This is a genomic window from Sphingomonas sp. GW821-FHT10C01 (assembly GCF_059415525.1).
In genome coordinates, this window is record NZ_JBWKNK010000001.1 from 498,674 (window position 1) to 519,197 (window position 20,524).

Annotated in this window: 21 protein-coding genes and 1 pseudogene; 13 read left to right on the forward strand and 9 right to left on the reverse strand. The window is 62.7% G+C overall.

Going from position 1 to position 20,524, the window contains the following annotated elements; translation table 11 throughout:
- Positions 1–162 precede the first annotated feature (162 nt).
- Positions 163–1,206, reverse strand: a complete 1,044-nt coding sequence (locus tag AC07M1_RS02515) for an alpha/beta fold hydrolase (RefSeq protein WP_495160991.1) — start codon at positions 1,204–1,206, stop codon at positions 163–165.
- 341 nt (positions 1,207–1,547) lie between these two features.
- Between AC07M1_RS02515 and AC07M1_RS02520 the strand changes: the two genes are divergently transcribed.
- The 6 genes and pseudogenes from AC07M1_RS02520 to AC07M1_RS02545 all read left to right on the forward strand — a co-directional run bounded on the left by AC07M1_RS02520 (position 1,548) and on the right by AC07M1_RS02545 (position 7,833).
- A complete protein-coding gene (locus AC07M1_RS02520) occupies positions 1,548–2,348 on the forward strand; it encodes a winged helix-turn-helix domain-containing protein (RefSeq protein ID WP_495160992.1) in 801 nt (266 codons plus the stop codon).
- 242 nt (positions 2,349–2,590) lie between these two features.
- A pseudogene (locus AC07M1_RS02525) lies at positions 2,591–3,046 on the forward strand (tyrosine-type recombinase/integrase); the annotation flags it as partial.
- 166 nt (positions 3,047–3,212) lie between these two features.
- A complete protein-coding gene (locus AC07M1_RS02530; RefSeq protein WP_495160993.1) occupies positions 3,213–3,824 on the forward strand; it encodes a sigma-70 family RNA polymerase sigma factor in 612 nt (203 codons plus the stop codon).
- Positions 3,825–3,898: 74 nt separating this feature from the next.
- Positions 3,899–4,840 (forward strand): FecR family protein, encoded by a 942-nt coding sequence (locus AC07M1_RS02535; protein WP_495160994.1) that lies wholly within the window; start codon positions 3,899–3,901, stop codon positions 4,838–4,840.
- Complete coding sequence (locus tag AC07M1_RS02540; RefSeq protein ID WP_495160995.1) at positions 4,806–7,115, forward strand: TonB-dependent receptor; 2,310 nt, start codon at positions 4,806–4,808, stop codon at positions 7,113–7,115. The genes AC07M1_RS02535 and AC07M1_RS02540 overlap by 35 nt, the downstream gene beginning before the upstream one ends.
- 127 nt (positions 7,116–7,242) lie before the next feature.
- A complete protein-coding gene (locus AC07M1_RS02545; protein WP_495160996.1) occupies positions 7,243–7,833 on the forward strand; it encodes an outer membrane protein in 591 nt (196 codons plus the stop codon).
- 244 nt (positions 7,834–8,077) lie between these two features.
- Here AC07M1_RS02545 and AC07M1_RS02550 read toward each other — a convergent pair whose 3' ends face one another.
- From AC07M1_RS02550 to AC07M1_RS02560, 3 genes are all read right to left on the reverse strand, one after another.
- Positions 8,078–8,866: a hypothetical protein gene (locus tag AC07M1_RS02550; RefSeq protein WP_495160997.1), complete on the reverse strand. Its 789-nt coding sequence runs from the start codon at positions 8,864–8,866 to the stop codon at positions 8,078–8,080.
- Between the two features lie 276 nt (positions 8,867–9,142).
- Complete coding sequence (locus tag AC07M1_RS02555; RefSeq protein ID WP_495160998.1) at positions 9,143–10,426, reverse strand: glycoside hydrolase family 130 protein; 1,284 nt, start codon at positions 10,424–10,426, stop codon at positions 9,143–9,145.
- Positions 10,427–10,432: 6 nt separating this feature from the next.
- Entirely contained in the window at positions 10,433–12,703 is a 2,271-nt protein-coding gene (locus AC07M1_RS02560) for a glycosyltransferase family 4 protein (protein WP_495160999.1), read from the reverse strand.
- Positions 12,704–13,442: 739 nt separating this feature from the next.
- Here AC07M1_RS02560 and AC07M1_RS02565 point away from each other — a divergent pair.
- From AC07M1_RS02565 to infA, 4 genes are all read left to right on the forward strand, one after another.
- The gene (locus AC07M1_RS02565; protein WP_495161000.1) at positions 13,443–13,652 is read left to right on the forward strand and encodes a hypothetical protein; all 210 of its coding nucleotides are present in this window, start codon (positions 13,443–13,445) and stop codon (positions 13,650–13,652) included.
- Positions 13,653–13,687: 35 nt separating this feature from the next.
- Positions 13,688–13,861 (forward strand): hypothetical protein, encoded by a 174-nt coding sequence (locus tag AC07M1_RS02570; RefSeq protein ID WP_495161001.1) that lies wholly within the window; start codon positions 13,688–13,690, stop codon positions 13,859–13,861.
- A 150-nt stretch (positions 13,862–14,011) separates the two neighbouring features.
- Positions 14,012–14,266: a hypothetical protein gene (locus tag AC07M1_RS02575; protein ID WP_495161002.1), complete on the forward strand. Its 255-nt coding sequence runs from the start codon at positions 14,012–14,014 to the stop codon at positions 14,264–14,266.
- A gap of 5 nt (positions 14,267–14,271) precedes the next feature.
- Positions 14,272–14,535, forward strand: a complete 264-nt coding sequence (gene infA, locus AC07M1_RS02580) for a translation initiation factor IF-1 (RefSeq protein ID WP_495161003.1) — start codon at positions 14,272–14,274, stop codon at positions 14,533–14,535.
- On the opposite strand, the gene groL is transcribed toward infA, so the two are convergent.
- Together groL and AC07M1_RS02590 are read right to left on the reverse strand one after the other, a co-directional pair.
- Positions 14,532–16,148 (reverse strand): chaperonin GroEL, encoded by a 1,617-nt coding sequence (gene groL / locus AC07M1_RS02585; RefSeq protein ID WP_495161004.1) that lies wholly within the window; start codon positions 16,146–16,148, stop codon positions 14,532–14,534. The two genes, infA and groL, sit on opposite strands and share 4 nt — an antisense overlap.
- A gap of 149 nt (positions 16,149–16,297) precedes the next feature.
- The gene (locus AC07M1_RS02590; protein WP_495161005.1) at positions 16,298–16,543 is read right to left on the reverse strand and encodes a hypothetical protein; all 246 of its coding nucleotides are present in this window, start codon (positions 16,541–16,543) and stop codon (positions 16,298–16,300) included.
- 162 nt (positions 16,544–16,705) lie between these two features.
- On the opposite strand from AC07M1_RS02590, the gene AC07M1_RS02595 reads away from it, so the two are divergent.
- Positions 16,706–17,053 (forward strand): YegP family protein, encoded by a 348-nt coding sequence (locus AC07M1_RS02595; protein ID WP_495161006.1) that lies wholly within the window; start codon positions 16,706–16,708, stop codon positions 17,051–17,053.
- Positions 17,054–17,442: 389 nt separating this feature from the next.
- The gene (locus AC07M1_RS02600) at positions 17,443–18,603 is read left to right on the forward strand and encodes a calcium:cation antiporter (RefSeq protein ID WP_495161007.1); all 1,161 of its coding nucleotides are present in this window, start codon (positions 17,443–17,445) and stop codon (positions 18,601–18,603) included.
- A 3-nt stretch (positions 18,604–18,606) separates the two neighbouring features.
- On the opposite strand, the gene AC07M1_RS02605 is transcribed toward AC07M1_RS02600, so the two are convergent.
- The 3 genes from AC07M1_RS02605 to AC07M1_RS02615 form a co-directional block, all read right to left on the reverse strand.
- Positions 18,607–19,116, reverse strand: a complete 510-nt coding sequence (locus AC07M1_RS02605) for a hypothetical protein (RefSeq protein WP_495161008.1) — start codon at positions 19,114–19,116, stop codon at positions 18,607–18,609.
- Between the two features lie 101 nt (positions 19,117–19,217).
- The gene (locus AC07M1_RS02610) at positions 19,218–19,436 is read right to left on the reverse strand and encodes a hypothetical protein (protein ID WP_495161009.1); all 219 of its coding nucleotides are present in this window, start codon (positions 19,434–19,436) and stop codon (positions 19,218–19,220) included.
- 225 nt (positions 19,437–19,661) lie between these two features.
- The gene (locus tag AC07M1_RS02615) at positions 19,662–19,835 is read right to left on the reverse strand and encodes a hypothetical protein (RefSeq protein WP_495161010.1); all 174 of its coding nucleotides are present in this window, start codon (positions 19,833–19,835) and stop codon (positions 19,662–19,664) included.
- 291 nt (positions 19,836–20,126) lie between these two features.
- Between AC07M1_RS02615 and AC07M1_RS02620 the strand changes: the two genes are divergently transcribed.
- A complete protein-coding gene (locus AC07M1_RS02620) occupies positions 20,127–20,414 on the forward strand; it encodes a hypothetical protein (RefSeq protein ID WP_495161011.1) in 288 nt (95 codons plus the stop codon).
- Positions 20,415–20,524: the final 110 nt, after the last annotated feature.

Below are 20,524 nucleotides of genomic sequence, written 5' to 3' on the forward strand. Positions count from 1 at the left end.
GCAACTTGCCCCAAGATCGCGGTGAATAGGCGGTCCTCTCCGCTCGAAGGGGAGGCGGCTCTTCCTGTACCGGTGCCGGTTTCGCTGTGGTCCAGACCTTGCCGGTCACACCATGTATGTGGCTCGTACCGGACCGCGATCGCGTCGGCGATGCGCAGTAGTCTACGAGCCGGATCTTGCGGCGGGCAGCTTCGCGCGCTGATGCTGCCTTGAGCGTAGCTTGCGGATCACCTCGGTGATTGCGGCAATCACCGCATCGGGTCGTTCCAATTGGATGACGTGGCTGGAATCGATGAGTGTGCGGTGGCTGCTGTCGCTCGACCAGCCGGTCTCCTCTGCCTGCATGCGTGCCCAGGCAGCCTGATGACGTTCAAACTGCGCCTTATTCATGCCGGCCGACGCTCGCTGCGCTTGTGTATAGGCGCTCCATGGCTTGCCGTGGGACAATATGGCTAACGGTCGGTCGCCCAGGTTGCGAGCCGCTCCAGCCTGGTGGAGAGTCTCCGGCATCGCGATCGCTTCGTTGAGTGCCGGGCCTAACGACGGCACCTGATATGCATTGATTGCGTCGGCGACACGCTGTGGGAGTTCAGGGAGTTCGGGGGGTGGCAGGAGCAATCTCGGCAAGCCAGTCCAGGCGACATTCGCCAGTACCCTGAAAGCGAGAGGCGCGGGATCGTCCTTTACGCCAGACGCTTCCTCGAGGCGCCGGATCTGATCCGGGTGTGCGGCATCGACCAACACGAGGCCGGCGACCTCGTCACCAAAATGCTTGGTAAAGAGAAGTGTCAAAGGGCCGCCGAGGGAAGCACCGACCATGACGTAGGGACCATGCTCGCGCGCCGTCGTTAGGGCCTTGTTCAAATCGGAGACGATTGCCTCGCCATCGCGAGGGGACGGCCCTGGATCACTCCACATCAGCCCAGCCCGATCATAAGAACACACGCGCGTTTGGCGGGCGATGGAATCCATAACGGGATACCACAGGGCCGATCCGCTTGTATCGGCGCCAGCCTCCAGGATCACGGTTGGGAGTCCGTTTCCACGGCAATCAAGATGGATGCGACGACCGCCGATATCGACCAGCCGGCCAGATGGAGGAAAATCCCGCGCGGCCCCACGACGCGCATGCTGTTCGTAGGACGCGCCTAGGCCGAGAAGAAGCCCCGACAATGCCACGATACCGGCGATGATCCGGCCAATCATTCGTTTCCTCGCCATCGCCGCCTCCTAGTCCTGAAAGATTGAAGGCTGGCGCGCCAGCCTTGCGAGGTGTCGCACTGAACTCGATTGACGAGGTGGTAATTCGCTGTCCGCGATCCGTGGGAACTCCGGTGCGTGCGTCGTTCTGGCAACCGTCGCGGCGATGCCCATAAGGCCCCGACCCGGCGCGTAAGGACCGTCTTTGTCGGGTCCGGGCTACTGGGATCGGCGATCGGAGACTAATGACATCTTGTGACGGTGACTGACATCTCGGTTTCTAGTTTGCGTTCCTTGGTCCGGGCAGGGCAGATGAAGGCGGATTGGAGGTCCGGCGGAAGCCAGCGATGATTGATTTTGATGTGTTCCGGCTGGATCCGGCTATCTTGCATATATTCCGTGACGGACATCGGCTCGATGCGCCGCCTCAGGTGGTGGAAGTCCTTGCCTATCTCATAAGTCATGCCGATCGGACCGTTACGCGCCAGGAGCTGCTGGAGCGCTTCTGGGCACGCTCCGGGACGGGCGGTGATGCCGCCCTGAACACCTGCATCCGTCGCATCCGCACGCTGCTTGAGGACGACAGCGAGACGCCTCGTTTCATCCAGACGCGCCCTCGTATTGGCTATCGCTTCATCGGTTCGCTTGCGACGGAGGAAGAGGAGGAGGCCGCGGCAGTAGCAGTAGCGGAGACGGAGGTGCCGCGCATACGTCGCCGTCTGATACTGGCGGGAGGGGCGTTTGCGGCTCTCGCGATCGGCGGCGTCGGAACGCACGGCATGTTCTTCCGACCGCACCATCGCCTCGCCATTGGCCCAGCGAATGGTCTTTGCGAGTATACGCTATTTCCGAAGTTCAATGCTGGCCTTCGCGAGAGCTTCGTGGCGGAGGTTAGTCGGCGCCTTCCGGAGAATTGTGAGATGGTCGCCTCCAATGCCAAAGTCGATCTGCGGGTAAAGACGAGCGTCCGGCAGACGCCGCAGCGGACGGTGGTGACCGTTTCGCTGGTGCATGAGGACGATGGCCGAAACCTGTGGACAGGCGAATATGCTGACGCCACCGACACCGACGATTATGTTCCGTTGCAGCGTTCTCTTGCCCGGCGGATGGCAAGTGGGCTGGCGGAAGCGCTGAGGACGCGGACATGATTTCGCTTTCTCAGGATCGTATGAGTTCCCAGCCTGGGACCCGTCCATCGTGGCAATTAGCAAGCGAGCGACTGGGTCTCGCGGAGCGGATTGCAGCAGTTCGAAAACTGGTGAGCTGTGCCGTCAGCTAGTATCTACGATGGGCCGCTCTTGGCATGAGCTGCCGGACGGGATTTCGCCCTCATAGCCGCGGTCTGGCAGCCCGGCAGAGCGACCCGAAACCCGCCGTTCGCTAAGCCGCGGGCTGCGACCTGGTGAAGATCAAGATCGGCGATCTGGTATCCGGAGCCGACATCAGAACCAGAGCGATCGTCATCCAGCAGAAGACCGGAAAGCCCGTTCAATTCGAGCCGACAGCTGATGTCAGAGTCAGCTTGCTGGCTTGGCTCGAGCGTCGCGGCGGCACGATCCACGACTATGCTTTTCCAAGCCGCGTCGATCGTGCCGGTCACCTCAGTACGCGCCAATATGCTCGACTTGTAGACGAGTGGGTCGATGCAGTCGGACTTCGCCGGGCCAAGTATGGCACGCACTCGCTCAGGCGCACAAAGGCATCGATGATCTACAAGGCCACCGGCAATCTTCGCGCGATCCAGATCCTGTTAGGCCACACGAAGATTGAGAACACCGTCCGATATCTCGGCGTCGACATTGAAGATGCTCTAACCCTTGCTGAGCGAACCGAGATCCGACGCTAGAGCCTAAGATGGGCCGCTCCAATTCAGGGCGGCTAAGCGCCCGCTTGTCAGTCGCTCAGGCTAGCGGTCGGCGATCCTGAAAGCCGCCATTCGTCCAAGCTGCCGGTAGAGGCAGCGATTGCATGGAGTGTAGGTCCTCTGGTCGTACCCGCCACCATTACCGGACATGACCCGCGCCCATAGCTTGAAATCGCGAATTCGGTCCTTGCCGCCCGATTACCGACACGGCACATATCCGGCAACGCAAGCGAGAGGTAAGCCTGTTTCCGCCCCGTCATCCGGTCTCACCCAGGTCTATGCGGACATTCACGGAGAGTTGCTGCGATTCCTGACTGCCCGCCTCGGTGACGTGGCGGCTGCGGAGGACGTGCTCCAGGATTTGTGGCTGCGGATTCATGCCGCCGACACCGGCCCCGTGGCCAATGGCCGGGCCTATCTCTATCGCGCGGCGCAGAACCTGGCCCTCGACGTTGTTCGAGCACGGCACCGCGGTTCGGCGCGCGACGCGCAATGGGCGGCGGCGCACAGCGGCGCTGGCGCCGAGCCTGTCGATCTCGCTCCCAATGCGGAGGCGGCCATGGTGGCACGCGAGGAGGCTGCTGCGCTCGCTTCGGCGATCGCCGCGCTTCCCGAAGCCGCGGGCCGGGTTTTCCGGCTTCATAAGCTGGAGGGATTGTCGCACGCGGATATCGCTGCGCGGCTTGGGATCAGCCGTAGCGGGGTGGAAAAGCATATCGCCGTCGCGATGGCTCATTTGCGTCGCGCGATGAAGGACTGAGGTATGCGGGACCGGCGGCGTCTGAACAGGATAGCGAGGCGGCATGATCGTAAGGTCGCGCCGATGGCAACGACATGAGCGCAGAAATCGACGAGAAGGCCGCGCTCTGGCATCTGGCGCAGGCGGAAGACGATATGGACTGGGCGGCCTTCGCCGAATGGCTGGAGGCTGATCCGCGCCATCGCGAAGCCTATGACGCGATCGCGATGCTCGATGCGCGGATTGATGCGGCGCGGCCCGCCTTGTCCGAGCTGCTGCCCGAACAAGCGGAGTCGGTCCCACGCCGTGCCCCGCGCACGATCCTCTGGGGAACGATCGCTGCGATGCTGATCGCCGTGATCGCCGTCGGCCTTCGTCCCTGGGTGTCCGAGCGGGCCGCGGAAACCATTGCCTATCGCGCGCCTGCGGGCCAGTCGCGCGAAGTGCGGCTCTCCAACGGCGCCGTTGCCACACTGGCGCCCGGCAGCACCCTGCGCGTCCCCGATTCCGGCGAGGCGCCAATGATGCTCGACGGCACCGCTTTCTTCGATGTCCGGCACAAGGACGGACAACCGCTTGTCGTGCGCGCCGGCGGATATGAAATCCGCGACGTGGGCACCCGGTTCGAGGTCTCGACCGGCGGCGCCATGGTGCGGATCGCGGTGACCGAGGGACTGGTTGCAGTTCGCTCGCCCAATATTGCCGGAGAGGTGGAGGTGAGTGCCGGAAAGGCGCTGCTCCTGACCGGACCGGATGGCGCGGCGGAAATGCGGCCGGTAAGCGAGCAAACCGTCGGCGCGTGGCGACGGGGTTCGCTGGTCTATGATGAGGTTCCGTTGGCCATGGTCGCTGCGGACATTTCACGCTCGACCGGTCGGCCGGTGACAGTCGATCCGGCGGTTGCGCGTCGTCGCTTTTCCGGCGTGATCGCGCTCGGTGAACGCACCACAATGGTCACCTCGCTCGGCGAACTGACCGGCCTGCAAACACGGACGGACGGCGATGCGATACGTCTTGGCGATCGCGCTGGCCGCTAGCGCCGCGCTCTGCAACGATCCAGCTCAGGCGCGTGACGCCCGGTATCGGATCGATATCCGCGCGACCGATCTCGCCAATGCGCTGGCGATGCTCTCGACGCAGACCGGGATGTCGTTCGCTTCCGATGGCCCGATGCCACGCGGTTCGGTGCGCGCGATGCGCGGAACGATGACGATCGAGGATGCGCTCGACCGGATGCTGCACCCCTTCGATCTCGGGGCGGTGCGCGTTGGCAATCGCGCATATCGCATCGTGCGGCGCATATCGGTTAGGGAGAAGCCAACGGCTGCGGCTGACCTGCCCGCCGAAGACATCATCGTTACCGGGCGGAAGCAATCGGAGATATTGTCGGGTGTGGCCGCTCCTCTCAGCGTCTATGTCCCTCACAATGGAAGCCCACCCGGCGTCGCCACCGCGACCCGCGACGTCGCGCGCGAAACCGTGGGATTCGTGCTTGCCAACAATGGCCCCGGTCGCGACCGGCTATTCATTCGTGGCGTTGCCGACAGCCTGCTCAACGGGTTCAGCCAGGCGACGGTCAGCGTTCAGCTCGACGACGCGCGGGTGACGTTCGATGCGCCCGAACCCGGGCTTAGGCTGGTCGATATCGCGCGCGTCGAAGTGCTGAAGGGACCGCAGGGGCCGCTCTACGGTACCGGTGCACTCGGCGGTGTTTACCGCATCGTCACCAACCGGCCGGTGCTCGGGCGATTCGAGGCGCGGGCTGGTCTCGGATTGTCGTCGAACTCGGGCAGCTTGGGCGCGCAGGCGGAAGGGGTGGTCAACCTCCCACTGATCCGGGATCGCGCGGCGATCCGGATCGTCGGCTATACGGCCGCGGACCCGGGATGGATCGAGGATGCCAAGTTCGGTCGCGGCTTGAACCGGTCCACGACGCGGGGTGCTCGCGCTACGCTGCGCGTCGTGCCGTTCGATGGCTGGACCGTGGACCTGACCGGGGCGATCCAGTCGCTCCACGCGCGGGACAGTCAGCATGTCTTTGGCGCCGATGCGGGATTGACGCGTGACCTGCCGATCCGCGAGCCCCGCTTCGGCAAAGTCGTGATCGCCCAGAACACCATCGCCGGATCGATCGGTTCGCTGCGGCTGACGGTCGCGACCGGGCTGACGACACAGGAGCAGGGCGATCTCCACGATACCACCGCGGCGGCGCCCACATTCCTTCGGCCATCCTATTATGACTACCGGGATTACCTCGTCCTTACCCAGGAAGTTCGTATCGGTTCGGCATTGGGCAGTCGGTTCGCCTGGGTTGCAGGTGGCTCGTTCATGCTGGCACGGACGAAAACCTATGGTCCGCTCTTGTCGGGCAATGGACCCAGCCCGGGTACGCTGTCGGCGCATCGGCGGATCATCGAGGCCGCGATTTTCGCCGATGCGTCGTTTCCGCTTCTTCCCAGGGTCAGACTGGGCATGGGCCTCCGCGGATTCCGGACCGATACCCGGGATGATCGGTTCGAGCCCGGATATCTGGAGGCCCAGGCCAAGACGTCGCTCAGCGCCACCCCCAGCGCCTCACTGTCGTACGAGATCGCTCCGGATCAGTTGATCTATGCGCGCTTCGGAACCGCCTTTCGGCCCGGCGGTCTCGACGCCGGTAACGCGATTACTCGACGCTACCTTGCCGATGAGGTGCGCAGTATCGATCTTGGTGGTCGCATCCGGCTGGATCGTGCGCGACTGAGCATCGAGGGCAGCCTATTCGGGACGACCTGGAACAACCTTCAGTCTGACTATCTGCAGGACGGTGGTCTGATCGCAACGCGCAACGCCGGACGTGCGCGGACCTTGGGTACTGAGCTGTCGGCCGACTGGCGCTTGGCCGACGGATGGCGGGTGCAAGCGGGGGCGATCTGGCAACGCCCGCGCCTCACCCACGGTCCGGACGGCGCGGCATTGGTGCCGAACTCGCGCCTGCCCGTGCTGCCGGATGTATCGGCGCGGTTCGCTATCGCGCGCGAGACAGATCTCGGCGAGTGGCGGGTCACCCCGGTCATTTCGGCCAATCTTGTCGGCGCGACGCATCTCAGTCTTGATGCGGATCTCAATCGACGAGTGCCAGCTTATGCCATCGGCCGATTTGCTGTTTCGGCCGAGCACGACCGGCTGACATTCCGCGCCGAAATCGACAACCTGTTCGATGCGGCGGCTGACACCGCCTCCCTTGGCAACCCCCTTTCGGCGCGAACGACCCGACAATACACGCCCCTCCGTCCGCGCACCGTCTCCCTGGCGATTTCGCGCCGCTTCTAAAAAGATCATCGAGACGACTGCGGTTTTGGTCTGCGGGCGCGTCATTGCGCCGATGAAACGCGAGAATCAGGCGGCCTTGCCCGCCATGCACCAAGCACGACCTGTCACATCCCTGAAGGAGAAACCGATGCGATTATTTACCGCAGCGTTGATGCTGTCCGTCTTCAGTGCTGCCCCTGTCCTGGCGCAGGACGAATCCGACACCGCCTTCACGGGGCCGAGCGTGACCCTGATCGGCGGTATCGAAGCCGCCCAATGGTATGGCGATGCCAAGGCCACCGGGATCTATGGTGGTCAACTCGGCTATGACTGGCAGTCGAACGGGGTCGTCTTCGGCATCGAGGGCGAAGCGAGCGGTGGAACCGGCAAGAACTGCACCATCATCTTCCATGTTGGTGGCGCCGCCGATCAGTCCTGCGTCAAGCCGGGCCGGGACCTCTACGCCGGCGGCCGCATCGGCGCGGTTCTTGGGGAAACGGCGCTGGTCTATGCCAAGGCCGGCTACAGCAATGTGCATGAGACCTTCGAACTTCGGGATCGTGTGTCGGGATCGCTCCGATCCTCAGCGAGCGGGACGATCGGCGGATACCGCGTCGGAATCGGCATCGAGAAGCGGCTGGGCCAGACCTTCCTGCTGAAGAGCGAGTACCGCTACTCGAACTATGAAGGGGACTATAGCCGCCATCAGGCGGTGATCGGTTTGGGCTTACGTTTCTGAGCAGGTTGGTGCCGCGGGATCACCTCCGCGGCACGATCCTCAAGGTTGCAATCAGTTGGCGCGCCACATTTGAAACGATTCGCCTATCGACTGCACTCGTTCAAGGGCATCCCGGCAGCTTTGCGCCCTCAATCACGGCCATTCGGGTGAGTGTGGGGATTGGCCGAAAGCTGTCGCCTCCTCGGTGATCGCCGTGTCAGCAACCGGCCAGGTTTGGAAGCAAGTACAGTGAGAATGCCCGTTGCTAAAAGGTCGATATGTCGTCGAGGGTAAAACGACGCGCAGAGATCGTTTGGGTGATCGTCACCACGGCGCTTCCGTCCGGGTTAACCGGGCCGAGAGCATAGAGCGCCGGAACTGGCTCTTCGAATTTCGTTTCGATGGTCGCGAGGCCGGAAAACATCGCAAAGGATGTCCGGTCGTCAGGCCCGCCGACGAGCCTGTATCCTACGATCTCGGAAGAATGCTCATCCGAAGAAACCGAGAGCGAGAAGATGAGGCTGGGCGCCTCGTTCTTGGGCTTTGTCAACTCAGCCCGTAGCACAAGGGGGTAGGAGATCACCGCGGCGGCATCAGTTTCTCGAACCGCGAAGGGCGTGACGGGTGTCGGTTTCCCTAGCTTGTCGATCGTCGGCACGACATAGCCGCGTTCCGACCCAGTCATCGCGCTATCCATCAGGCCATCGCTATTCGTGTCGGCAAAGCAGGGAGTCTCGCGGCGCTCGACGACCTTGCGGCCGATCAGGAGTGCTTCACCGAACGACGTCTTCGGATTGCCGGGATGGGTACGAAGCGGGTCGATGCTGCACCACGCGGTGCCCTGCTTAGTGGTCACTTTGATCAGCGCCGCGTCCGCGGCTAGTGAATGGGAGGCGTACTGGACCGGCGCGCTGGTCAGCACCGCCGCCTCAGGAACCAACCTCTGCTCGAGGATCGGCGTCATCTTGTCACCCACCGTGACTTTCAGCGGTTCGGTCAGGGTAAGAGGCATGATGCGCCAGCTTCCGTTCGATGGTTTGGGGGGCTTTGCCATGGCGGGCGTCGTGGTCGCGGCAGCAATCGCCAAAAATAGTGCGGAGCCTCGCGCATTCCGAAATCTTGTCATCTCGTCGTCCCCCCTCGATTCAAATTGATAGATAGAGTCAAAGTCGGGAAGATCGATCCTGAAATCGCGCCAGGAAGCGGGTTGACCGATGTCGGTCGCTTCCGGTCATGGTCATCCGCCGGTGAGAAGATAGGGAGCTCTCCACACTCGTCGCTCCTTCGCGACGTCATGGCAATCCGCCGCTTCACCCTATGGTGCGTGACGCTAGGTCATGGCCGCCATGATTTCCGAGATCGAAACGAATGCGAAGCAGACCGAGCTGTCCGCCACGCCGTAAGGCAGAAAGATGTCGTCGCCGATCCGGATCGCTCCGCACGTATAGACGACATTCGGGACATAGCCCTCGCGGTCCTCGTCCGCGGCGGACAAGATCGGATTGGGCGTGCGGCCGATGACCTTCGACGGGTCGTCCTTGTCGAGCAGGACCGCGCCGATCGCGTACTTTCGCATCGCGCCGACACCATGCGTCAGGACCAGCCAGCCCTGATCGAGTTCGATCGGTGCGCCGCAATTACCGATCTGGATCAATTCCCAGGGAAAGTGCGGCTCGAGCAGCAATTCGCCATCCTCCCACTCGTCGATCGTGTCGGACCGCAACAGATAGAGGTTCTTGCCGTCCTGGCGGCCGATCATGCAGAACTGGCCGTCGATCTTGCGCGGAAACAGCGCCATGCCCTTGTTGCGTCCCGCCTTGCCCTTGATCGGGGTCAGCGTGAAATCCTCGAAGTCACGCGTCCGTAGCAGCTCGGACTGGATGTCGCGGCCGCTATAGGCCGTGTAGGTTCCGATCCACTCGCTCTTTCCGCTGTCGCGCTCGAACTCGACCAGCCGCAGATCCTCAAGTCCGTTGCGCTGCGCCTCGGTTATCGGGAAGATCACCGTCCCGGAGATCGTGCTGTCCTTCTGGCGATAGACGCACGCCACGTCCTGGGGCAGTTCATCGCGATGCGCACCCAGCATGGCGGCGGTCGCAAAGCTCGGGCGCGGCAACAGCGTCAACTCGCGATCATGCGTGATCACGCCTTCGCGAAACGCGATGGTCGAAATATGCCCCTCCCCGACCGCTCGTAGCGACAGCAGGATGCGGACGTGTCCCTCCCGCAACCCGCTCTGGTCGGGGTGACGCACGACGCTGGGATTCATCAGTGCGGCAGCGGCATAGCTGTATTCGTGGCAAAAATAGGCGCCGATCAGAAGCTGCGTCTCACGCTTGATCGCAATGCCTTCAAGCCCAAGCTTCGGTTCGATTTCGCCGAAGCGATCCGCGAACACTTTCTCGATCTGCCAGTGCCGATCGGCGAAGTCGCGCAGCACAACCGCGAGTTCGGAACGCACCGTTCGCGGATCGAGCGCGACGATCTCGCGTGCAAGCCGCTGTACGCGCTCCAGATCGGGGCCGGACGCCTGCCACGCCAGATGGAAAGGCCGCACGACGACGCGGGTCGGATCCGCATGCAGCCGCAATTCATGCTGGACCAGATGCGCCATGACCCCTCAGCCGGCCTTCTTGATGAATTCGAGCATGGCGTAGGTCGCGTGCTGATAGGCCAGGACGGATTCCGCGCCTTCGTTGAGGTTGAGGCCGCGCGGATTGATGCCGTCCTTGCTGGTTCCGGTCAGCGGATCGCCGACCCTCACGCCGCGATCATTGCGTCCGGCGAACCAGTCATAGGCGCGCTGGGCGTGCGCGAGCCAGACGTCGTCACCGGTCACATCGTAAGCCGCTGATGCGGCATCGATGGCGGCCCATATCTCGAGCGGCTGCTGATCGAACGGGCGCGGCGGTTCATAGGCACGCCCGAAACTGCCCGACCCCACCGGACGATAGCGACCGGAAGTCGAAATCTGTACGTCGTTGATCCAGCGCAGTGCCTCCAGGCCGCAGCTGGTCACGTCGGCACGATCCAGCTGCATACCCGCCCGCAGCATCGCTTCGGGCAAGCGGCAATTGTCATAGGCCAGGACGGGTTCGAACCATCGCCAGTCCGGCCGGGCCGCAGTGCGATAGAGCGCTAGCAACCGGTCAGCGCCTTGCCGCACGATCCGGCCGGCAAGCGCATCGTCGGCATCGGCGGCGAGCAGAAAGTCCGCCCCCAGCATCGCGAACGCGATCGCCCTTGGCGATTGGAAATCCAGCGTGATCGCTGCGCTATCCTCGAACAACTCGCGCGCCCACCTTCGCAGGCCGGGATCATGCGCGTCGCGTGCCGTCGCACCCAGCGCCCAGAGGGTCCGCCCACAGCTATCCTCCGAGCCGACCTCCTCCAGCCAGTCCCGTCCGAACCCCATGAAATTGCGAAACCCGCGCCGGTCCGCGTTCCAGCCATGCTGCACGAACGCGGCGAAGACGGAGGTCAATTGCCCGCATTGAGCAAGCATAGCGTCGGGCAGCCGGTGCATCAGCATCAGCGCGCGGGCATTGTCGTCGATGCAATAGCCGTGCGCCCGGTCGGGAACCCCATGGATACTGTGCTGCAGGATGCCGGTGCCATCGCATATGCGCAAAAGACCTTCGACGCCGATCCGGTCGGGAACTGGCGCTGACTTCGGCACGACCCGGCTTTCTTCGATCAATGCCCGGGTTCGCGCGGCGAAGACCGGCCAGATCGTGTCGCGGCTTCGGGCATAGGCGCGTTTCTGCAAATCGCGCAGCCGATCGGGATCGCCGAGCAGTGTCGTGATCTCGTTCGCGATCGCGCCGCTATCGTTGAACGGCACCAGCACGCCATGGTCGTCGGCGAGCAATTCGACAGCGTGAACATAGGGCGTCGAGATCACGGCCTTGCCCAGCGCCATCGCATAGGCGAGCGTGCCCGAAGTCGATTGCTGCGCGCCCGTATAGGGCGTCACATAGATGTCGGCGGCTTCCAGCAGGTCGAGGAGCTCGTCGGTCTCCATGAACGCATCGATCCAGCGGACATGCGCGTCAACGCCGAGTGAGAACGCGAGTGCCTGGAGTCGCTCACGATAGGCTTCGCCTTCACGCGCAAGAAGATTGGGGTGAGTGGCTCCGGCGATGCAGTAGAGGAAATCGGGGTGCCCCTCGACGATCGCGGGCAATGCCTCGATGACCCCCTCGATCCCCTTGCCCGGCGACAGAAGGCCAAAGGTCAGCGCCACGTCCTTGCCCTGGAACCCGAACCGCGGCTTGAATTGCGCTGTGCGGCCAAACGGACGATCGGGAACGCCGTGCGGAATCACCGCTATCTGTTCGTCGTCGGCTCGATAGATGGTTCGCAGCAGGTCGCGCGAATGCTCGGACATGACGACCAGCCTGATCGCTCGCGCGATCAGGCAATCCATGACGTGGCGTTGAGCTGGGTCGGGATCGGGAAGCACAGTGTGAAGCGTGACGAGGAGGGGCGCGGAGACGCGATCGATCAGTTCGAGGATTCTGTCGCCCGCAAGACCGCCGAACAGGCCGAATTCGTGCTGCAGCCAGACGATGTCGGCGCCGCTCGCCTCGATCTGCCGTGCCGCCTCCACGAAGCTGGCCGCGTCGCCTTCGGTTATGACGCCGCGAACCCCCGGATCGAAGACGGTCGGGGGCCCCGCGGGCGCGATCGCATAGACATCGACCAGGAGATCGGGATCCGCCTTGCGCAGCGACGAACGCATGTCCGCGGTAAAGGTGGCGATGCCGCACCGCCGGGGAGAAAAACCGCCGACAAGCGCCAGGCGAACGGTGGCGGGTGCGTTCGGCTGGAGCGTCGGGTGCGTTTCCCGGCCTTCATGGAACAACGCGCGATCGAGTGTTTCGTACACGGTCAGCTACCTTCGAAAGAGGAACGTGGCGGAAGGTTTCGCCCGAAATTTCCTATTGTTTCGAGATACGTGGCAGACTTCTCATGCCAGAACAGAGAACCATTCCCCGGCATGTTTGTTCCAACGACAATATCGTCCAGCATAAGCCGAAATCGATTGCGCGCCCTGCCGACAGCCATGGAGGGAGGTATCTGGCAATGGCGAGAAGGTCGCGCGAAATCCAAGCCCTGGCTCCTTCAGCGGGAGCACAAGGGTCTCTCAGTCGCCGGCACGCATTGAAGCGGGCGATCTCATGGAAATGGGGTCACGCGCTTCTGAATACAATGAGCATGAATCCGTAAATATCTACGACCGATACGACATTATTCATATGAATCCACATTCGTTGTCACAGTCCCACCCCAGACGAGGTGAGTATCTCCACGTCGTCCATAAAATTGGTTGTTCTCGTTTTTTTGTCGCATTCGATGACGGTTATCGGACGCGCACTAGTAATATAGGCGCCATATACCCACATAATCGCTATCGCTTCGCTTCATTTCGAGCAGGTCGCGACTGAGAGATAAGTGTGCTCCCGCTCTTTCGTGGAGCCCCATATGCCCCTTCCACTCAAAACCAGTACGAGCACGGCGATGGTTGCGCGCGTTCGCCCCCGGGCCGTGCTTTCCCTGTTCTCAGCCGCCGTCGCGATGCCTGGTCTCGACCCGGCCCAAAGCGAGCCCGTGCCATGTCGCGGGCTGTGAACGTCAACGCGACCGTTGCCGAGGTGATCGCCATGGCCGCGAAATGCGGCGCGACGATCAGTGCGATCGAACCGCTGCTGCCGGAAGGCACGCGTGTCGTGTTCATGAACCGCGATGCCGCAACAGTCGTGGAGCAAGCCTTCGGTCGACGCGTGCTGAAAGGCGCCATTGTTCGCGAGCCATGGACGCAACAGCGCATCAACTAGAGCGGGCACATCCTCACAACCAAGGAAGGGTCATCATGCCACCCCTCATCTCTCAGCCTTCTCCACCTGTTCTCGATGATCCCGCCACACTGATGGAGAGCTACGGGATCGAGTGTATCCCGGTCGACTATTTCCACTGGAACGGGTTTCGCTACGGCAGCCTGAAAGACGCGATCGCCGCCGCACGGCGCGGACGGGCCGGTGCGTGACCTCCTGCATCGTCTGTTCGGAACGCATGTTCCGGATCCCGCACGTAACCATTGGAATCGCGGCTATTTCGCGAGCTGCTGCGTCCATTGCGGTTGCGACATGATACGGCTGCCGGGCCTTCCCTGGCGTGCTCTTTGAAAGGAAATCACATGAACCCGACCCTCGCCATATGCCGCGCGCAGGAAGCACGTCAGCGCGCCCTTGCCGCCGATGCCGCGCTCACGAACGTCAAGGGCGTGGCGATACTTGCGGCCGCCGCATGGGCAAAGGAAGCGATCACCGCCGAACGCCGTGAGCAACGACGCGCACGCAGGGCTCAGGAGATGCTCCACGCTCCATCACTGCGGGAGGATCGCATGTTCAGCGAAAACCCGGATCGGGGTTTCGCGGACGCGGGGGCCTGAAGGCGATGGCGAAGGAAGAACTGATGACCTTCGACGGCATGATCGACGAGATCCTGCCCGACGGCCGCTTTCGCGTCCTGCTGGAAAATGATCATCAGATCATCGCCTATACGGCGGGTCGGATGCGGCGAAACCGTATCCGCTCGGTCGTCGGCGATCGCGTTCAGGTGGAGATGACGCCCTACGACCTCGACAAGGGGCGCATCATCTATCGCGAGCGAACGCCGGGATCAGGGTTCGGTACGCCGCGCGGCGCCCGTCGACGCTAGGCGTTTCCAAGAGCCGCCAGCCTCGGCGAGTGGTCTCGGACATCGACGATCGCAGCTTCGGTGGTGAGTAGCAGGCCGGCCACCGACGCCGCATCCTGAAGCGCGGACCGGACGACCAATGTCGGATCGATCACCCCCGCTTCGATCAGGTTCTCATAGATTTCGGTCTGCGCGTTGAATCCCATGTCATGGTCGTTGCCATCGAGCAGGCGCGCGGCAACGACGCCGCCGTCGTACCCGGCATTCTCGGCGATCTGACGCAGCGGAGCCGACAAGGCCTTGCGGACGATATCGATGCCGCGGGTTTGATCCTCATTGGCGCCGTGCACGCCATCCAGCGCGTGAGATGCATAGAGCAGCGCGGTGCCGCCACCGGAGACGATCCCCTCCTCGACCGCGGCGCGCGTCGCATGCAGCGCGTCATCGATCCGGTCCTTGCGTTCGCGCATCTCGACCTCTGTCGAAGCGCCGACGCGAATGATCGCGACGCCGCCGGAGAGCCTGGACAGCCGCTCCTGCAGCTTCTCCTGGTCATATTCACTCGAACTTAGGTCGATCTGCTGCTTGATGGCGCCGACCCGGCCGGCGATCGCCGCGGCATCACCCGCGCCATCGATGATCGTGGTGTCGTTGCGATCGATCGTCACGCGCCGGGCGGTACCAAGTTCTTCGAGCGCGATATGCTCCAATTTGGTGCCGAGGTCGGGGGATATGACGATTCCGCCGGTCAGGATGGCGATGTCCTCGAGCATCGCCTTGCGGCGGTCGCCGAAGCCGGGCGCCTTGACGGCCGCGACATTGAGCCCGCCGCGCAACTTGTTGACGACCAGCGTGGCCAGTGCTTCGCCATCGATGTCCTCGGCGATGATCAGCAATGGCCGACCCGACTGGGCGACGGCCTCCAGCATCGGTAGCAGCGGATGAAGGTTGGACAGCTTCTTCTCGTGGAGCAGGATATACGGGTCGTCGAGCGCGACCGTCATCTTCCGCGTATCGGTGATGAAATAGGGGCTGAGATAGCCTTGATCGAACTGCATGCCCTCAACGATCTCAAGCTCGAACTCGGTGCCGCGGGCGTCCTCGATCGAGATGATGCCTTCCTTGCCGACCTTGTCCATCGCGGCCGCAATCATCCGGCCAATCTCGACATCGCCGTTGGCGGAGACGGTGCCGACCTGAGCGATTTCGTCGGTCCCGGACACGGCCCGTGAGCGTGCCATCAGGCCAGCTACCACTCGTGCGACCCCGAGATCGATGCCGCGCTTGAGGTCGATCGGACTCGCGCCGGCGGCCACCGATTTCATGCCTTCATGTGCGATCGCCTGTGCCAGCACGGTCGCCGTGGTCGTGCCGTCACCGGCATGGTCCTGGGTTCGTGAAGCCACCGCGAGCAGAAGTTGCGCGCCCAGATTTTCGAACTTGTCGCTGAACTGCATCTCCTTGGCGACGGTAACGCCGTCCTTGGTGATGTGCGGAGCACCATAGCCGCGGTCGATCAGGACGTTGCGGCCCTTCGGTCCCAGCGTCACCCGTACCGCGTCGGCGAGCCTGTCGACGCCGCGCATGATGCGTTCGCGCGCGTCACGCGCAAACCTGATGTCTCTTGCTGTCATGAGAATGAGCCGTTCGGGTCGCTGGGCCGCGACGAACACGTCGCTTTCACAACCGGAAGCCAGCGCCGCCTATGCGAATGGGCATGCCGGAACGGCATGCCAGTGCTTGGCATGTGGGCGCTGCCCCGCCCGCCCGCAAGTGCCGCCGGCTATCGCGCGTCGGCTGTAACCGCCGCGTCGAGCTCGTCGCCATCCACCGTGCACATGCGCATCCCGGACGCCGTCGGAACGAACAACAAAGTCGCCACGCGCCGGAACGCATTGTGACCGTGTCCCTCCAGAACCTCCTCGTCGGTCTCGACGTCGTAGCGCCCAGGCGGGAGCTCTTCGCCGATGCCCTTGAGCCGGAACGGCAATCCGAATGTGACCGTTGTGCGTGTCGTTCGGATCGTCATCGCTACTCTCCCGGACGGCTGGCTGTCGCGACTGATCATAGCACGGGTGGTCAATTGCCGCGAATGGGCCTATGCTCGGTGGATCGTCGCACCACACGCTTCGCAAGCGCGCGACGCCCGAGAGAAACGGATTTGCTCCCGCTTGCCGAAGGGAGAAATCGCGTGACGAACAACTTCGCACATCATGGATTCGATGAACCGCGGCGCAGCGCAGCGGAGGTGCCGGAAGATGTCGCCGGTGGACTCACAACGCTTATGGAACCCGTTGCCCCGAAACCCCGCCAAGCCTTGGCGAGAGAAGCCTATTTCGAGATCTATCGGACGGATCGCGTGAACCTCACCTCGATCCTCTTTTCAGGCGGGGACTGGCGCTGGCGTTTCTGTGCATCGGACGGCAAGCCGGTCGCCAGTGGCGCCGGCTATGTCACGGAGCGAGCGTGCATGAACGCCGTGGCGGCGCTTCGAGCTGGCGCCGGCTCGGCGAAAATCCGAGACAAGGGCTGTCACTGAACACGATTCGCGCTGGTGCGAATGAGAGCGGGATAGAAGATCGGGTCGAACGCATCGTCATGCGAAGGACATGATGCTGTTGCCGTATCGCGTGATACTCGTCCCACGCGGCAGCCAGAGCCTCATATTGCGGGCCGCGTCGTTGGACCGCAGCTCGGCGGCATCCCGCCCGAATATCGCGCCGCCGCGATCCGCGGCCAGAGGAGGTTCACCATGGAACCACAATTAATCGCCGCCTATCTGCTCATGCTTCTGATCGCGATCTTCGTCGCAACCGTCATCGGCTATCTATATTGTCATTCATACCCCCGTGGCTATGCGCGGCATGTGCGACGTGAGGCGCGCGTTCGCTCCCGCCAAGCCGCCGAACACAAGCATGTGCCACCCGATTGAGCCGGCCCGCCCGTAACGCCCAACGCTCAATCATGGGACTCGTTGAGACGGTGATGAAATCCTCGTTTCTTCGCCTGGCGGCGGCATGGACAACGGTCGCTGCCGTGTACGCTGGCGATCCCGTCCGGCTCGTCGGCGTGCATCCCGTAATCACAGCCCTTCTCTTCATCTGGCTCTTGGGCGCGATCCTGTGGGCGGCGTTCGGCGTGGTTCACGAAGCCGAGGAGGTGGCGGAGCGGCTCGGCGAACCGCTTGGAACGCTGGTTCTGACCCTTTCAATCGTCATCATCGAGGTCGCGCTGATCGCGGCGGTGATGCTGAGCGCGCAGCATGTACCAACACTCGGCCGCGACACGATGTTCGCCGTGCTGATGATCGTCCTCAACGGCGTCGTCGGCCTTTGCCTGCTTGTCGGCGGGCTGCGGTTCCATCAGCAAGCCTATAATCTGCAGGGCGCGAGCGCTTATCTCGCCGTCATCATTCCGCTCAGCGTGATCGCGCTGGTGCTGCCCAACTTCACGATATCGAGCACCGTGGGAGCGCTTTCGCTGCCACAGGCCTTGAGCTTCTCCGCCTTCACGATCGCACTCTATGGCGGTTTCCTCTGGCTCCAGACGGGCAGGCATCGCGGGTTCTTCCTGCCAGCCAGCGGAAACGCGCAAGACGCAATAGCCACGCCGCTGCCGCGACAGGAACGTGCTCCGGGCACGACCAGGCTGCGGATCGCCATACTGGTGATCAACATCCTGCCGATCGTGCTGCTTTCCAAGCATCTTGCAAAGCTGCTCGACCATGGCATCGCTGTCCTCGGCGCCCCGCCCGCGCTGGGCGGCATTCTGATCGCTCTGATCGTCTTCACGCCCGAAGGCATCTCCGCACTGAAGGCGGTTGCGGCCAATCAACTGACGCGCGCGATCAACCTGTGCCTAGGCGCGGCCACTTCCACCCTTGGCCTGACGGTGCCTGTGGTTCTTTTCATCGGTCTGGCCACCGGCCAACCCGTGATCCTGGGCGTGTCGCCCGCGAACATGGTGCTTCTTGCCGTGACTCTCATGCTCAATACACTCACCTTCTCCGGGACACGTACGACGATGCTGGAGGGCGCGGTGCATCTGTCCTTGTTCTTCGTATTCCTCGTTCTGATCCTTAGTCCGTGAAGTTCAAATTTCCGACACCACCGATTGTGCAAGCGCGCCGTAGAACTGACCAACACATTCAAAGTCGCTCGCGCTAAGCACAATCGGAACGCCGAGGGACACGCGGGTGAGTGGAGAACCGGGGCCGCCTGTCCACCCCAAAGTCATCAACCGAGGATCGTCGCGATCCTGGTGCCTTGCGATCCCGCTACAATGGAAAAGCGAGCTGCGGGATCTTCCAAGCGCAATAAGGCGTCTATACTCGTCACGCGCGCCAGCGGACTCCTGTCGAAACCCGCGAAGCTTGTTCGCAGTGTTCCATTGATTCGACGTGTCGCACTCGTTGCGCTCGCGAACCGCCGCATCGACCAGCAGGTTGAGGAACCTGTCCAGCTCGCGCAGGCCGTTACCGATGACCTTTGAACGAAGGTCATGCGTTATCTGCGGCCGTTGCCGGAGCGCGCGCGGCCATTGGGCAAACGCTTCAGCGCCGCGACGAAGGGTGTTCTGTGCCCGGCAGATATCGTGGGTCATACCGTCCTTCGAGAACCTCGTGCCAGCTGGCTGCCCATTCATTCGCCCGGGCGGGTGGAGTTTGCCGACCGACGGATTGGTCCGGTGGGTGGAGCGACAGGTCAGCTGCCGACGCTCGATGCAATGGCGAGTTCGACCGCTTCACAGCCATCGGCGCTCGCGACCGCCAGGTCCAATGGGCGACCATCGAGGCTGGTGTGGTAGGCGTTGAGAAACGCGATTGCGGCATCGGCACCAAGAAGATTCCAGGCGAGCAACGTGACACGGCTCTGCCGCTCGACAGCATCGGGGGAGAGAGGCTTCGTCCTGGTCGCGAACATCCTGCGTCTAGGCGCTGCTGGCGCTCGCAGCGGATCGTCCTTATGCGCTTCGCTCAACGCCGGTGTCCCTTGCGCACATGAGTACCCGAGTTTGCCACCCTACTCGCGGTAGAAAAGTCGGCCATAATCCGGTGCTCATTCTCGAGCAGAACGCGAAAGCGCCCATCCGGAAGAATTTCCTCGATCAGCCCATCAAGAGTGATCAGGTCCTCCTTGCTCAAGCTGTCAGGCCGCCTGGAGCGGCGTCGAGACCGCCCCAAGTCGATCCTGGAGTTCGCGAATGCGGGTAGCGTAGGCATATGCCAGCCCGCGATGTGCGTGCCGCACTTCACGAGAATCGGCCTCATCGGCCCGCATCAGGGAGATCTGATGGCGCGAAAGGAGATAGTTGAGATCCATGACATGCTCCCGCCGGATGTAAGCGGGAGCGCAATTGTCTCTCAGCCGCTAGCGCCTACAAAGCCGCCTGCCAGCGATGAGCGGAATATAGGTACGCCGCAGCTCGTATTTAACCCCGGTCGAGAGAAACATATCGCTGGGTCTCCAAGCGGGCCCATGGTAGTTGCTGGATACGGTCAACATGCCCTGCGCTACGCTGATCGCCGTGAATCCACACGGATGTCACGGTCGAACGGCAGGAAAGCGCGCGTGATTTAACCTTCTCTGAAGTCCTGCAAGACGGCGCGTGTTTTGCAGATTCAGCCTGATTGGGCAGCTCGCACGCGTGTGCGGGATTCCTCACCGGATCGCATCATCTGCACTTGCAAATATCCGACCTTCCTTGAACTCAGCTGGAGAACCGCAATTCCCACTCGCCTAGCAGAAGCCGCCATCGAGCCCGTCGGCGCCGATTATCTCATTCGCCTTGCGTCGCAAGACGGCGTGTCATTCGAATTGCTCGCCACATTCGACCAGCTCGATCAACTGGCCGAGGAGATCGACCGACGGCTTGATGCGGATGAACAGGGACACGGCTAGCGGTGGCCGCAATCGTGAGGCTCGCAGATCGCTAGCCGCTCTAAGGCCGCATCTCTGGCATCAAGCAGCATAAATGACCGATCCGAGTATCCGTAGGAGCAGTTAGGTCG

Excerpts from the sequence above, each read along its gene's own strand:
- AC07M1_RS02515 (WP_495160991.1), bottom strand. The coding sequence starts at position 1,206 with ATGATTGGCCGGATCATCGCCGGTATCGTGGCATTGTCGGGGCTTCTT.
- AC07M1_RS02520 (WP_495160992.1), top strand. The coding sequence starts at position 1,548 with ATGATTGATTTTGATGTGTTCCGGCTGGATCCGGCTATCTTGCATATA.
- AC07M1_RS02530 (WP_495160993.1), top strand. The coding sequence starts at position 3,213 with ATGACCCGCGCCCATAGCTTGAAATCGCGAATTCGGTCCTTGCCGCCC.
- AC07M1_RS02535 (WP_495160994.1), top strand. The coding sequence starts at position 3,899 with ATGAGCGCAGAAATCGACGAGAAGGCCGCGCTCTGGCATCTGGCGCAG.
- AC07M1_RS02540 (WP_495160995.1), top strand. The coding sequence starts at position 4,806 with ATGCGATACGTCTTGGCGATCGCGCTGGCCGCTAGCGCCGCGCTCTGC.
- AC07M1_RS02545 (WP_495160996.1), top strand. The coding sequence starts at position 7,243 with ATGCGATTATTTACCGCAGCGTTGATGCTGTCCGTCTTCAGTGCTGCC.
- AC07M1_RS02550 (WP_495160997.1), bottom strand. The coding sequence starts at position 8,866 with ATGGCAAAGCCCCCCAAACCATCGAACGGAAGCTGGCGCATCATGCCT.
- AC07M1_RS02555 (WP_495160998.1), bottom strand. The coding sequence starts at position 10,426 with ATGGCGCATCTGGTCCAGCATGAATTGCGGCTGCATGCGGATCCGACC.
- AC07M1_RS02570 (WP_495161001.1), top strand. The coding sequence starts at position 13,688 with ATGCCACCCCTCATCTCTCAGCCTTCTCCACCTGTTCTCGATGATCCC.
- AC07M1_RS02575 (WP_495161002.1), top strand. The coding sequence starts at position 14,012 with ATGAACCCGACCCTCGCCATATGCCGCGCGCAGGAAGCACGTCAGCGC.
- infA (WP_495161003.1), top strand. The coding sequence starts at position 14,272 with ATGGCGAAGGAAGAACTGATGACCTTCGACGGCATGATCGACGAGATC.
- groL (WP_495161004.1), bottom strand. The coding sequence starts at position 16,148 with ATGACAGCAAGAGACATCAGGTTTGCGCGTGACGCGCGCGAACGCATC.
- AC07M1_RS02590 (WP_495161005.1), bottom strand. The coding sequence starts at position 16,543 with ATGACGATCCGAACGACACGCACAACGGTCACATTCGGATTGCCGTTC.
- AC07M1_RS02605 (WP_495161008.1), bottom strand. The coding sequence starts at position 19,116 with ATGACCCACGATATCTGCCGGGCACAGAACACCCTTCGTCGCGGCGCT.
- AC07M1_RS02610 (WP_495161009.1), bottom strand. The coding sequence starts at position 19,436 with ATGTTCGCGACCAGGACGAAGCCTCTCTCCCCCGATGCTGTCGAGCGG.
- AC07M1_RS02615 (WP_495161010.1), bottom strand. The coding sequence starts at position 19,835 with ATGGATCTCAACTATCTCCTTTCGCGCCATCAGATCTCCCTGATGCGG.